This window comes from Escherichia sp. KTE52, from assembly GCF_000408325.1.
Taxonomy (GTDB): Bacteria; Pseudomonadota; Gammaproteobacteria; order Enterobacterales; family Enterobacteriaceae; genus Escherichia; species Escherichia marmotae.
The window spans coordinates 408,409-421,286 of record NZ_KE138680.1 but is presented as its reverse complement, the minus strand read 5'-3'; the positions used below and the strand labels follow the sequence as shown (position 1 = coordinate 421,286).

The 12,878-nt window shown below is 51.8% G+C and carries 14 protein-coding genes and 1 pseudogene; 12 read left to right on the top strand and 3 right to left on the bottom strand.

The window, feature by feature from the left end:
- Window positions 1-139: 139 nt before the first annotated feature.
- Complete coding sequence (gene metC / locus A1SC_RS09625) at window positions 140-1,327, bottom strand: cystathionine beta-lyase (protein WP_016262554.1); 1,188 nt, start codon at window positions 1,325-1,327, stop codon at window positions 140-142.
- A gap of 251 nt (window positions 1,328-1,578) precedes the next feature.
- Here metC and exbB point away from each other — a divergent pair, with 251 nt between their 5' ends.
- Together exbB and exbD are read left to right on the top strand one after the other, a co-directional pair.
- Window positions 1,579-2,313: a tol-pal system-associated acyl-CoA thioesterase gene (gene exbB / locus A1SC_RS09630; protein ID WP_016262553.1), complete on the top strand. Its 735-nt coding sequence runs from the start codon at window positions 1,579-1,581 to the stop codon at window positions 2,311-2,313.
- A gap of 6 nt (window positions 2,314-2,319) precedes the next feature.
- Window positions 2,320-2,745 carry a TonB system transport protein ExbD gene (gene exbD / locus A1SC_RS09635; protein WP_001240714.1) on the top strand — a complete coding sequence of 142 codons (426 nt, stop codon included), beginning with the start codon at window positions 2,320-2,322 and terminating at the stop codon, window positions 2,743-2,745.
- 326 nt (window positions 2,746-3,071) lie between these two features.
- Here the strand turns inward: exbD and A1SC_RS0122080 are convergent.
- Window positions 3,072-3,248, bottom strand: a pseudogene (locus A1SC_RS0122080) (SDR family oxidoreductase); the annotation flags it as partial.
- A 126-nt stretch (window positions 3,249-3,374) separates the two neighbouring features.
- On the opposite strand from A1SC_RS0122080, the gene A1SC_RS09640 reads away from it, so the two are divergent.
- Complete coding sequence (locus A1SC_RS09640; protein WP_001517102.1) at window positions 3,375-3,869, top strand: TIGR00645 family protein; 495 nt, start codon at window positions 3,375-3,377, stop codon at window positions 3,867-3,869.
- Between the two features lie 39 nt (window positions 3,870-3,908).
- On the opposite strand, the gene gpr is transcribed toward A1SC_RS09640, so the two are convergent.
- Window positions 3,909-4,949 (bottom strand): L-glyceraldehyde 3-phosphate reductase, encoded by a 1,041-nt coding sequence (gene gpr, locus A1SC_RS09645; protein ID WP_016262552.1) that lies wholly within the window; start codon window positions 4,947-4,949, stop codon window positions 3,909-3,911.
- 156 nt (window positions 4,950-5,105) lie between these two features.
- On the opposite strand from gpr, the gene yghX reads away from it, so the two are divergent.
- The 9 genes from yghX (at window position 5,106) to hypA (ending at window position 12,874) form a co-directional block, all read left to right on the top strand.
- Window positions 5,106-5,993 carry a YghX family hydrolase gene (gene yghX / locus A1SC_RS09650; RefSeq protein ID WP_010378800.1) on the top strand — a complete coding sequence of 296 codons (888 nt, stop codon included), beginning with the start codon at window positions 5,106-5,108 and terminating at the stop codon, window positions 5,991-5,993.
- A gap of 119 nt (window positions 5,994-6,112) precedes the next feature.
- On the top strand, window positions 6,113-6,400 hold the full coding sequence (yghW, locus tag A1SC_RS09655) for a DUF2623 family protein YghW (protein ID WP_001059136.1): 288 nt from the start codon (window positions 6,113-6,115) through the stop codon (window positions 6,398-6,400).
- Window positions 6,401-6,589: 189 nt separating this feature from the next.
- Window positions 6,590-7,708: a hydrogenase 2 small subunit gene (gene hybO, locus A1SC_RS09660; protein WP_000145417.1), complete on the top strand. Its 1,119-nt coding sequence runs from the start codon at window positions 6,590-6,592 to the stop codon at window positions 7,706-7,708.
- A 2-nt stretch (window positions 7,709-7,710) separates the two neighbouring features.
- Window positions 7,711-8,697 carry a hydrogenase 2 operon protein HybA gene (gene hybA / locus A1SC_RS09665; RefSeq protein WP_001081870.1) on the top strand — a complete coding sequence of 329 codons (987 nt, stop codon included), beginning with the start codon at window positions 7,711-7,713 and terminating at the stop codon, window positions 8,695-8,697.
- Complete coding sequence (gene hybB / locus A1SC_RS09670) at window positions 8,687-9,865, top strand: Ni/Fe-hydrogenase cytochrome b subunit (protein WP_000017694.1); 1,179 nt, start codon at window positions 8,687-8,689, stop codon at window positions 9,863-9,865. The genes hybA and hybB overlap by 11 nt, the downstream gene beginning before the upstream one ends.
- Window positions 9,862-11,565 (top strand): hydrogenase 2 large subunit, encoded by a 1,704-nt coding sequence (gene hybC / locus A1SC_RS09675; protein ID WP_000083056.1) that lies wholly within the window; start codon window positions 9,862-9,864, stop codon window positions 11,563-11,565. The genes hybB and hybC overlap by 4 nt, the downstream gene beginning before the upstream one ends.
- Window positions 11,565-12,059, top strand: a complete 495-nt coding sequence (locus A1SC_RS09680; protein WP_016262551.1) for a HyaD/HybD family hydrogenase maturation endopeptidase — start codon at window positions 11,565-11,567, stop codon at window positions 12,057-12,059. Before hybC ends, A1SC_RS09680 begins: the two co-directional genes overlap by 1 nt.
- Window positions 12,052-12,540, top strand: coding sequence for a hydrogenase-2 assembly chaperone (gene hybE, locus A1SC_RS09685; protein ID WP_016262550.1), 489 nt, complete (start codon window positions 12,052-12,054; stop codon window positions 12,538-12,540). Before A1SC_RS09680 ends, hybE begins: the two co-directional genes overlap by 8 nt.
- Entirely contained in the window at window positions 12,533-12,874 is a 342-nt protein-coding gene (hypA, locus tag A1SC_RS09690; RefSeq protein ID WP_000544957.1) for a hydrogenase maturation nickel metallochaperone HypA, read from the top strand. Before hybE ends, hypA begins: the two co-directional genes overlap by 8 nt.
- Window positions 12,875-12,878: the final 4 nt, after the last annotated feature.

The following is a 12,878-nucleotide window of genomic DNA, read 5'->3' as shown; positions in this document are numbered from 1 at the left end:
GGACTTTCCTGTGGAACAGCGTTTAAGCCTTTATTTGCCTATTGTACTCCTGAATCGTCCGGGACGCCTTGATCCCGGACGCAACAATTTAAGACTAATCACAATTAAATGTCTGCAAAATTGTCCAAATTTGGCAATGTTACACAATTCGTGCAAAGCCCGCGTCCAGATCGGCAATCAGATCGTCGACGTTTTCCAGACCAATATGCAGGCGAATCAACGTGCCGCTGAAATCAATCTTTCCTTGTGGGCGGATGGCTGCGATATGTTCCGGCTGATTCGCAAGGATCAACGATTCATAGCCGCCCCACGAGTAGGCCATGCTAAATAAACTGAAGTTATCCAGATAGTTCGCCAGTTCTTCGTCGTTGAGTTTTTTCTTCAGCACAAAGGAAAATAGTCCGCTGCTACCTGTAAAATCTCGTTTCCAGAACTCATGGCCTTTACTTTCCGGCAGAGCAGGGTGGTTAACCCGCTCAACCAGCGGATGTGCTGCCAGCCATTCCGCAACTTTCAGACTGCTTTCATGATGCTGACGCAGACGCACGCCTAAAGTGCGCAAGCCACGGCTGGTCATATAGGCGGTATCGGCATCGACCATCTGCCCCATCAGATAAGAGTTCTCCCGCAGTTGCTCCCAACAACGGGCATTGCACACCGCGGTGCCGATCATCGCATCTGAGTGACCCACAAGATATTTGGTGGCGGCCTGAATGGAAATATCGATACCAAAATCGAGGGCTTTGAACAGCACTCCGGCAGCCCAGGTGTTATCAATCATAATGATGGCGTCCGGCACCACGCTGCGCACGGCGGCGACAATCGCCGGAACATCATGCACTTCCATAGTGATGGAACCTGGCGATTCCAGAAATACCACTTTGGTATTTGGCCGCAGATGTTTAACGATATTCGCGCCAATCAGCGGATCAAACCACGATGTCGTTACGCCCAATTTGCTGAGGATTTTGCTACAAAAATCCTGACTCGGTTCGTAGGCGGTGTTGGTCATCAACACATGATCGCCTTGTTCGACAAACGCGAGAATGGAATTGGCAACGGCTGCCGCCCCGCAAGGAAACAGCACGCAGCCTGCGCCACCTTCCAGTTCACACATCGCTTCTTGCAATGAGAAGTGCGTTAACGTTCCGCGGCGGCCATAGAATAATTCACCATTGGCACGATTACGCGTCGCGTGTTTTTTTGCTTCCACACTATCAAAGACCAGCGAGGAGGCGCGCTGAATCACGCTATTTACCGCGCCAAGGGTATATTTTTTGCTGCGTCCTGCATTGACCAGTTGAGTATCAAGTTGTTTGTTTGCCATGTTGGGATTCCTGTTTTTATACGTCTGGATGTCTAAACTAGCATGAATAATAGTGGGCGCATCCTGAAGAATTGGCATAAAGCAGAAAATTTTCGCAAATGGCGTGCTGGTGACTTTTTTACTGCGTAAACGCAAAGAAAAGAAAGCAAAGGTACGGCAGTATGCAAATAGTAATGAGAACGACTATCAATTCGACGTCGTTTTGATATTATTGTGCGCAGATTTTGTGACTTGCGTCCTGGAGATACACAGTGGGTAATAATTTAATGCAGACGGATCTTTCCGTCTGGGGTATGTATCAGCACGCCGATATTGTCGTTAAGTGCGTGATGATTGGGCTGATTCTGGCCTCCGTAGTCACCTGGGCAATCTTCTTCAGCAAGAGCGTTGAGTTCTTAAACCAGAAGCGTCGCCTGAAGCGTGAACAGCAACTGCTGGCTGAAGCTCGCTCCTTAAACCAGGCCAACGATATCGCCGCTGATTTTGGTAGCAAAAGCTTAAGTCTGCATTTGCTCAATGAAGCGCAGAACGAGCTGGAACTGTCAGAAGGCAGCGACGATAACGACGGTATTAAAGAGCGCACCAGTTTCCGCCTTGAACGTCGGGTCGCCGCAGTGGGGCGTCAAATGGGGCGCGGTAACGGCTACCTTGCAACCATCGGCGCGATTTCGCCGTTTGTGGGGCTGTTTGGTACAGTCTGGGGCATCATGAACAGCTTTATCGGTATTGCGCAAACGCAGACTACCAACCTGGCAGTTGTTGCACCGGGCATCGCAGAAGCGCTGCTGGCAACGGCAATCGGTCTGGTGGCAGCAATTCCGGCGGTTGTTATCTATAACGTATTCGCACGTCAGATTGGCGGCTTTAAAGCGATGCTGGGTGATGTCGCAGCGCAGGTGCTGTTGCTGCAAAGCCGTGATCTGGATCTGGAAGCCAGCGCCGCTGCGCATCCGGTTCGTGTCGCACAAAAATTACGCGCAGGATAATGTCCGATGGCAATGCATCTTAACGAAAACCTCGACGATAACGGCGAAATGCACGACATCAACGTGACGCCGTTTATCGACGTGATGTTGGTTCTGCTGATTATCTTTATGGTGGCGGCACCGTTAGCGACGGTAGATGTGAAGGTGAACTTGCCTGCTTCTACCAGCACGCCGCAGCCGCGCCCGGAAAAACCGGTTTATCTGTCGGTGAAGGCGGATAACTCGATGTTCATCGGTAACGATCCTGTCACCGATGAAACGATGGTTACGGCACTGAATGCGTTAACCGAAGGTAAGAAAGATACCACCATCTTCTTCCGCGCGGACAAAACCGTCGATTACGAGACGTTGATGAAGGTAATGGATACGCTGCATCAGGCGGGTTACCTGAAGATAGGTCTGGTTGGCGAAGAAACTGCCAAAGCGAAGTAACGCAGAATTGCCTGATGCGCTGCGCTTATCAGGCCTACAGACTCTATCGCAATATATTGAATTTGCATGAATTTGTAGGCCGGATAAGGCGTTCATGCCGCATCCGACATTCGGTGCCCAATGCCTGATGCGACGCTGGCGCGTCTTATCCGGCCTACAAAATCTATTGCAACGTTTTGAATTTTCATGAGTTTGCAGGCCTGATGAGGTGTTTTCGCCGCATCAGGCAAGAGTTAAAAGCACAATGATGCCCGGTCGCTTCTCACAACCGGGCATTTTTTCAGCCTAAATGCTCACCGCCGCACACGCCGTGCACTTCCGCAGTGACGTAGCCCTTTCTCCGCGACCTGTTTCGCCAGACCACGGCTGTAGTTAAGAATCGCCGCTTTCGTTGCAGCATAATCCAGCAAGTGTGGGCTTGGCTGATACGCCTGGATTGACGAAGTGGTGATGATACCGGAGCCTTTCGGTAACAATGGAATCGCTTCCTGGTTAATAAGGTAACCAGGAAGATCCCTAAACGTCGGATTTATGCGACAAAGGATTAACGTATATGTTGATTGGCTGTTGCGTGCTGTTTACTCAATTACGATATACTGTTGCCCGTTTTAACTACACGACAGGAATGTATGGAACGTTTTCTTGAAAATGCAATGTATGCTTCTCGCTGGCTGCTTGCCCCCGTGTACTTTGGCCTTTCGCTGGCGCTGGTTGCCCTGGCGCTGAAGTTCTTTCAGGAGATTATTCACGTATTGCCGAATATCTTCTCGATAGCGGAATCTGATTTGATCCTCGTGTTACTGTCGCTGGTAGATATGACGCTGGTTGGCGGTTTGCTGGTGATGGTAATGTTTTCCGGTTATGAGAATTTTGTCTCGCAGTTAGATATCTCCGAGAACAAAGAGAAGCTGAACTGGCTGGGGAAAATGGATGCTACGTCGCTGAAAAATAAAGTGGCGGCGTCGATTGTGGCAATCTCTTCCATTCACTTACTGCGCGTCTTTATGGATGCGAAAAATGTCCCGGATAACAAACTGATGTGGTACGTCATTATCCATCTGACGTTTGTGCTCTCTGCATTTGTGATGGGCTATCTTGACCGACTCACCCGTCATAATCACTGATCTTATTCGGGCGCGGTTCTCGCGCCCGGTATTAACACGTTATTTATCGGAAGACGCCTGCCACAGATTTAGCTCGCCATCAGCGATATGTTGGTCAATCTGCGCCAGTTCTTCGGCACTAAACAGCAGATTATTTAGCGCCTGTACGTTCTCCTCCAGTTGCTCCGGACGGCTGGCACCAATCAATACCGACGTCACTCGATCATCTTTCAGCAACCAGCTTAATGCCATTTGAGCCATAGATTGACCACGCTGCTGTGCCATTTCATTTAATAAACGCAGACTGTTGAGGTTGGCGTTGGTAAGCATTTTCGGCGTCAGGCCGCGAACTTTGTGCCCTTCACGATGCATCCGAGAATCTTCAGGAATACCGTTGAGATATTTTCCGGTTAACAATCCCTGGGCGAGCGGAGTGAAGGCAATGCAGCCCACACCGTTATTTTCCAGGGTATCCAGCAGACCGCTTTTATCCACCCAGCGGTTCAGTAAATTGTACGAAGGTTGGTGAATTAGCAGCGGAATTTTCCACTCGTGTAGCAACTCGACCATTTTTTGCGTTCGCTCTGGCGAGTAAGACGATATCCCGACATACAGAGCCTTACCACTTTGCACCGCATGGGCCAGCGCCGACGCGGTTTCTTCCATCGGCGTATTTTCATCGACGCGATGAGAGTAAAAGATATCGACATACTCCAGCCCCATACGTTTCAGGCTTTGGTCGAGGCTGGCGAGCAGGTATTTACGCGACCCGCCAGAGCCATACGGGCCGGGCCACATATCGTAGCCAGCTTTGGTGGAGATGATTAACTCGTCACGATAAGCGGCAAAATCTTCCCGCAGCAGACGGCCAAAGTTCTCTTCCGCACTGCCAGGAGGCGGGCCGTAGTTGTTGGCTAAATCAAAGTGCGTAATGCCCAAATCAAAGGCTTTACGCAGGATCGCACGCTGTGACTCCAGCGCGTTGACGTGACCAAAATTGTGCCACAAACCGAGCGATAACGCGGGCAGGCGTAAACCGCTTTTTCCGCAATAGCGGTACTGCATCTGCTCGTAACGTTTGGGATTCGCTAACCAGACCATGACATCTCCTTTCCACTGTTCAATTTCGAAACGATGTTTCTAGTCTAGCGATTTGCCAGGGGAGATCCCGTAGCATCGCTCACAGTGTGACGAAAAACTGGGCAAAAACACGTGCTTATGCTTTGCTTAAAAAAACACCAGTTGAGGAGTGAAACGATGCCGCGTCTGACCGCTAAAGATTTCCCACAAGAGTTGCTGGACTACTACGACTATTACGCTCACGGGAAAATATCGAAACGTGAGTTCCTCAATATTGCGGCGAAGTATGCAGTGGGCGGGATGACGGCATTAGCATTGTTTGATTTGCTCAGGCCAAATTACGCATGGGCGACCCAGGTGGAGTTTACCGATCCGGATATTGTTGCGGAGTACATCACGTATCCTTCGCCAAATGGTCATGGTGAGGTGCGCGGCTATCTGGTGAAACCTGCGAAGATGAACAGCAAAACGCCAGCCGTAGTGGTGGTGCATGAGAATCGCGGGCTGAATCCGTATATCGAAGATGTGGCGCGGCGAGTGGCGAAGGCAGGATATATTGCCCTCGCTCCTGACGGTTTAAGTTCCGTTGGCGGCTATCCCGGGAACGATGACAAAGGCCGCGAGCTGCAACAGCAGGTCGATCCAACCAAACTGATGAATGACTTCTTTGCCGCGATTGAGTTTATGCAACGCTATCCGCAAGCCACTGGCAAGGTAGGTATAACCGGATTTTGTTATGGCGGTGGGGTATCGAACGCGGCAGCGGTGGCATATCCGGAACTGGCCTGCGCGGTGCCGTTTTATGGTCGCCAGGCTCTGGCCGCCGATGTGGCGAAAATTGAAGCGCCTTTACTGCTCCACTACGCCGAACTGGACACGCGAATTAACGAAGGCTGGCCCGCTTATGAGGCAGCGTTGAAAGCGAATAATAAGGTCTATGAGGCGTATATTTATCCGGGGGTTAATCACGGATTCCATAATGATTCCACTCCCCGTTATGACAAATCTGCCGCCGATCTTGCCTGGCAAAGAACGCTGAAATGGTTCGACAAATATCTCTCTTGATGCGTTTATCTCTTACTGGATAACGTCTTTCACATACAGGAAAAAATAGCGTGCGTAAAAGTCGTACTTTGCCTAAAATATCGCTATATAGATTCGTATATAGCGATTGGAGATAAATTATGAATAACCATTTTGGTAAAGGCTTAATGGCGGGATTAAAAGCAACACATGCCGACAGTGCGGTTAATGTGACGAAATTCTGCGCCGATTATAAACGCGGTTTTGTATTAGGCTACTCGCACCGGATGTATGAAAAGACCGGCGATCGTCAGCTTAGCGCCTGGGAAGCAGGCATTCTGACGCGGCGTTATGGGCTGGATAAAGAGATGGTAATGGATTTCTTTCGTGAGAATAATTCCTGTTCTACTTTGCGCTTTTTTATGGCTGGTTATCGCCTCGAAAATTGATCAAACATACGTATTATCTTGCTTTAATTAATTACACTAATGCTCCTTCCCCTTCGTTTTAGCGCCCCGCCGCAGTATCATGACAATGATAACCATAATAATTGTGTGGTAAATGGCGCATCGATCGCATTATCGATTTTGCGGTTGAGGCAAAATATATGCCAGGTCTTCGCAACGGAATAACTATAAATGACTGGAGATAACACCCTCATCCATTCTCACGGCATTAATCGCCGTGATTTCATGAAGCTTTGTGCAGCATTAGCCGCCACCATGGGGTTGAGTAGCAAAGCCGCCGCAGAGATGGCCGAATCGGTCACTAACCCGCAGCGCCCGCCGGTTATCTGGATTGGCGCGCAGGAATGTACTGGTTGTACGGAATCTCTGCTTCGTGCAACGCATCCAACGGTAGAAAACCTCGTGCTGGAGACTATCTCTCTGGAATATCACGAAGTGCTCTCCGCCGCTTTCGGCCATCAGGTTGAAGAGAACAAACATAACGCGCTCGAGAAATACAAAGGGCAGTATGTGTTGGTTGTGGATGGTTCCATCCCATTAAAAGATAACGGTATTTACTGCATGGTCGCCGGTGAGCCGATTGTGGATCACATCCGCAAAGCGGCAGAAGGTGCTGCCGCAATTATCGCTATCGGTTCCTGCTCCGCGTGGGGCGGTGTCGCCGCTGCTGGGGTTAACCCAACCGGTGCGGTCAGCCTGCAAGAAGTTCTGCCGGGCAAAACCGTTATCAACATTCCAGGCTGCCCGCCGAACCCGCACAACTTCCTTGCGACCGTTGCGCACATCATCACTTACGGTAAACCGCCGAAGCTGGATAACAAAAACCGTCCGACCTTCGCCTATGGGCGTCTGATTCACGAACATTGCGAACGTCGCCCGCACTTCGATGCTGGTCGTTTCGCCAAAGAGTTTGGTGATGATGGCCATCGCGAAGGCTGGTGCCTGTACCACCTCGGCTGTAAAGGACCGGAAACTTACGGTAACTGCTCCACACTGCAATTCTGCGACGTTGGCGGTGTATGGCCGGTGGCGATTGGTCACCCGTGCTACGGCTGTAACGAAGAAGGTATCGGCTTCCATAAAGGCATCCATCAGCTTGCCAACGTCGAAAACCAGACGCCGCGTTCACAGAAACCGGACGTTAACGCTAAAGAGGGCGGCAACGTTTCTGCGGGCGCTATCGGTTTGCTTGGCGGTGTGGTTGGGCTGGTTGCCGGTGTCAGCGTGATGGCGGTGCGTGAACTGGGTCGTCAGCAAAAGAAAGATAACGCTGACTCACGGGGAGAATAACCGTGAACAGACGTAATTTTATTAAAGCAGCCTCCTGCGGGGCATTGCTGACGGGCGCATTGCCGTCTGTCAGCCATGCGGCTGCTGAAAACCGCCCGCCAATTCCGGGATCGCTGGGAATGTTGTATGACTCGACCTTGTGCGTAGGCTGCCAGGCTTGTGTGACTAAGTGTCAGGATATCAACTTCCCGGAACGTAACCCGCAAGGGGAACAGACGTGGTCGAACAACGACAAACTGTCGCCGTATACCAATAACATCATCCAGGTGTGGACCAGCGGCACTGGCGTCAACAAAGACCAGGAAGAGAATGGCTATGCGTACATTAAGAAACAGTGTATGCACTGCGTCGATCCGAACTGTGTCTCCGTGTGCCCGGTTTCTGCGCTGAAAAAAGATCCGAAAACCGGCATTGTCCATTACGACAAAGACGTGTGCACCGGCTGTCGTTACTGCATGGTCGCCTGCCCGTACAATGTGCCGAAGTACGACTACAACAACCCGTTTGGTGCGCTGCATAAGTGTGAGCTGTGTAACCAGAAAGGTGTGGAGCGTCTCGATAAAGGCGGTCTACCTGGCTGCGTAGAAGTGTGTCCGGCGGGCGCGGTGATTTTTGGTACGCGTGAAGAGCTGATGGCTGAGGCGAAAAAACGCCTGGCGCTGAAGCCTGGCAGCGAATACCACTATCCGCGTCAGACGTTGAAATCTGGCGACACTTACCTGCACACAGTGCCGAAATATTATCCGCATCTGTACGGCGAGAAAGAGGGCGGCGGTACTCAGGTTCTGGTACTGACGGGGGTTCCTTATGAAAATCTCGACTTGCCGAAACTGGACGATCTTTCTACCGGTGCGCGTTCCGAAAATATTCAACACACCCTGTATAAAGGCATGATGCTACCACTGGCTGTGCTGGCGGGCTTAACCGTGCTGGTTCGTCGCAACACCAAAAACGACCATCACGACGGAGGAGACGATCATGAGTCATGATCCACAACCGCTGGGCGGCAAAATCATCAGTAAACCGGTCATGATTTTTGGACCGTTAATCGTCATTTGTATGCTCCTGATTGTGAAGCGTCTGGTGTTCGGTCTGGGCTCTGTCTCCGACCTGAATGGCGGCTTCCCATGGGGCGTGTGGATTGCGTTTGACCTGTTGATCGGCACCGGTTTCGCCTGTGGCGGCTGGGCGCTGGCGTGGGCGGTATACGTCTTTAACCGTGGACAATACCATCCGCTGGTGCGTCCGGCACTGTTGGCAAGTTTGTTCGGTTACTCACTGGGTGGCTTGTCGATTACCATCGACGTCGGTCGTTACTGGAACCTGCCGTACTTCTATATTCCGGGTCACTTCAACGTGAACTCGGTACTGTTCGAGACGGCGGTTTGTATGACCATCTACATCGGTGTGATGGCTCTGGAGTTTGCTCCTGCATTGTTTGAACGTCTGGGCTGGAAGGTATCGCTCAAGCGTTTGAACAAGGTGATGTTCTTTATCATCGCGCTTGGCGCGCTGCTGCCGACTATGCACCAGTCTTCCATGGGATCACTGATGATCTCGGCGGGCTACAAAGTGCATCCGCTGTGGCAGAGCTATGAAATGTTGCCGCTGTTCTCGCTGCTGACGGCGTTCATAATGGGCTTCTCGATAGTCATCTTTGAAGGTTCGTTGGTGCAGGCGGGTCTGCGTGGCAACGGGCCGGATGAGAAGAGCCTGTTCGTCAAGTTGACCAACACCATCAGCGTGCTGCTGGCGATTTTCATCGTGCTGCGCTTTGGCGAGTTAATCTATCGCGACAAGCTGTCGTTAGCGTTTGCCGGTGACTTCTACTCCGTCATGTTCTGGATTGAAGTCCTGCTGATGCTCTTCCCGCTGGTCGTTCTGCGTGTGGCGAAGCTGCGTAATGATTCACGTATGCTGTTCCTGTCGGCACTGAGCGCACTGTTAGGTTGTGCAACCTGGCGTCTGACCTATTCGCTGGTGGCATTCAACCCTGGCGGCGGTTACGCCTACTTCCCGACGTGGGAAGAACTGTTGATTTCTATTGGTTTTGTGGCTATTGAGATTTGCGCTTACATCGTACTCATTCGTCTACTGCCGATACTTCCTCCTTTAAAACAAAACGATCATAATCGTCATGAGGCGAGCAAAGCATGAGCCAGAGAATTACTATTGATCCGGTAACCCGTATTGAAGGGCATTTACGCATCGATTGCGAAATCGAAAATGGCGTCGTTTCGAAAGCATGGGCTTCCGGAACCATGTGGCGCGGCATGGAAGAGATCGTGAAAAACCGCGATCCGCGCGATGCCTGGATGATTGTGCAACGTATCTGTGGCGTATGTACCACCACTCACGCGCTCTCTTCTGTTCGTGCGGCAGAGAGTGCGCTGAACATTGACGTTCCGGTTAACGCGCAATACATCCGTAACATTATTCTGGCTGCGCATACCACGCATGACCATATCGTCCATTTCTATCAGCTTTCGGCGCTGGACTGGGTGGACATCACTTCTGCACTGCAAGCTGATCCGACTAAAGCTTCTGAAATGTTGAAAGGTGTTTCGACCTGGCACCTGAACAGCCCGGAAGAGTTCACCAAAGTTCAGAACAAGATCAAAGATCTGGTTGCCAGCGGTCAGTTGGGTATTTTCGCCAATGGCTACTGGGGGCACCCGGCGATGAAACTGCCGCCGGAAGTGAACCTGATTGCGGTAGCGCACTACTTACAGGCGCTGGAGTGCCAGCGTGACGCTAACCGCGTTGTGGCGCTGCTGGGCGGTAAAACGCCGCACATTCAGAACCTGGCGGTAGGTGGGGTCGCTAACCCGATCAACCTCGACGGTCTGGGCGTACTGAACCTTGAGCGCCTGATGTACATCAAGTCCTTCATCGACAAGCTGAGCGACTTTGTTGAGCAGGTTTATAAGGTTGATACTGCCGTTATCGCGGCGTTTTATCCGGAATGGCTGGAGCGCGGTAAAGGTGCGGTGAACTACCTGAGTGTGCCGGAATTCCCGACCGACAGCAAAAACGGTAGCTTCCTGTTCCCTGGCGGATATATCGAAAACGCGGATTTGTCCTCGTATCGTCCGATTACTTCCCATTCCGATGAATACCTGATCAAAGGGATTCAGGAAAGCGCGAAACACTCCTGGTATAAAGACGAAGCACCGCAGGCACCGTGGGAAGGCACAACCATTCCGGCTTACGACGGTTGGTCTGACGACGGTAAATACTCCTGGGTGAAATCACCGACTTTCTACGGCAAAACGGTAGAAGTGGGGCCGCTGGCGAACATGCTGGTGAAACTGGCGGCAGGACGCGAGTCTACCCAGAACAAACTGAATGAAATCGTTGCGATTTATCAGAAACTGACGGGCAACACGCTGGAAGTGGCGCAACTGCACTCCACTCTGGGGCGTATTATTGGTCGTACCGTTCACTGCTGCGAATTGCAGGATATCCTGCAAAATCAATACAGTGCACTGATCACTAATATCGGCAAAGGCGACCACACCACGTTCGTGAAGCCGAACATTCCGGCAACGGGCGAGTTCAAAGGCGTTGGCTTCCTTGAAGCGCCGCGCGGTATGCTCTCCCATTGGATGGTGATTAAAGACGGTATCATCAGCAACTACCAGGCGGTCGTTCCATCCACCTGGAACTCTGGCCCGCGTAACTTCAATGATGACGTCGGTCCGTATGAACAGTCGCTGGTGGGTACACCGATTGCCGATCCGAATAAACCGCTGGAAGTGGTGCGTACCATTCACTCCTTCGACCCGTGCATGGCCTGTGCGGTTCACGTAGTGGATGCCGACGGCAACGAAGTGGTTTCAGTGAAGGTTCTGTAATGCGTATTTTAGTCTTAGGGGTCGGCAATATTTTGCTGACCGATGAAGCCATCGGCGTGCGGATTGTTGAAGCGTTAGAGCAACGATACATTCTGCCGGATTATGTTGAGATCCTCGATGGCGGCACGGCGGGAATGGAACTGCTTGGCGACATGGCAAATCGCGATCATCTGATCATTGCCGATGCCATTGTGTCGAAAAAGAACGCGCCGGGAACGATGATGATCCTGCGGGACGAAGAAGTTCCGGCGTTGTTTACCAACAAAATCTCTCCGCATCAGCTTGGCCTGGCCGACGTATTGTCGGCCCTGCGCTTCACCGGCGAGTTTCCGAAAAAGCTGACTCTGGTCGGCGTGATCCCGGAATCGCTGGAGCCGCACATCGGTTTAACGCCGACGGTCGAAGCAATGATTGAACCTGCGCTTGAGCAGGTTCTGGCTGCGCTGCGCGAATCAGGCGTGGAAGCCATCCTGCGGGAGGCAGCACATGACTGAGGAGATTGCTGGTTTCCAGACCTCCCCAAAGGCGCAAGTACAGGTAGCGTTTGAAGAAATTGCCCGGCGTTCGATGCACGACCTCTCGTTTCTGCATCCTTCCATGCCGGTGTATGTTTCCGATTTTACGCTGTTCGAAGGTCAGTGGACGGGGTGTGTGATCACCCCGTGGATGTTGAGTGCAGTGATCTTCCCCGGTCCGGATCAACTCTGGCCGCTGCGCAAAGTGAGTGAGAAGATCGGTCTGCAACTGCCTTATGGCACTATGACCTTTACCGTTGGCGAACTGGACGGTGTTTCGCAATACCTCTCTTGCTCGCTGATGTCGCCGCTTTCGCACAGCATGTCGATTGAAGAGGGCAAACGCCTGACGGATGACTGCGCGCGAATGATTCTTTCGCTGCCAGTCACGAATCCGGATGTGCCACACGCAGGGCGTCGCGCCCTGCTGTTTGGCCGCAGGAGTGATGAAAATGCATGAGTTGTCGCTTTGCCAGAGCGCCGTTGAAATTATCCAACGGCAGGCGGAGCAGCACGATGTTAAGCGCGTCACCGCCGTGTGGCTGGAAATTGGCGCGCTCTCCTGCGTTGAGGAGAGCGCGGTTCGTTTTAGTTTTGAAATTGTCTGCCAGGGAACGGTGGCGCAAGGGTGCGATTTACATATCGTCTATAAACCCGCCCAGGCCTGGTGCTGGGATTGCAGCCAGGTAGTGGAAATTCATCAGCACGATGCGCAGTGTCCGCTCTGTCATGGCGAGCGGTTGCGTGTCGATACCGGCGATTCGCTGATCGTCAAAAGTATTGAAGTTGAATAACCGG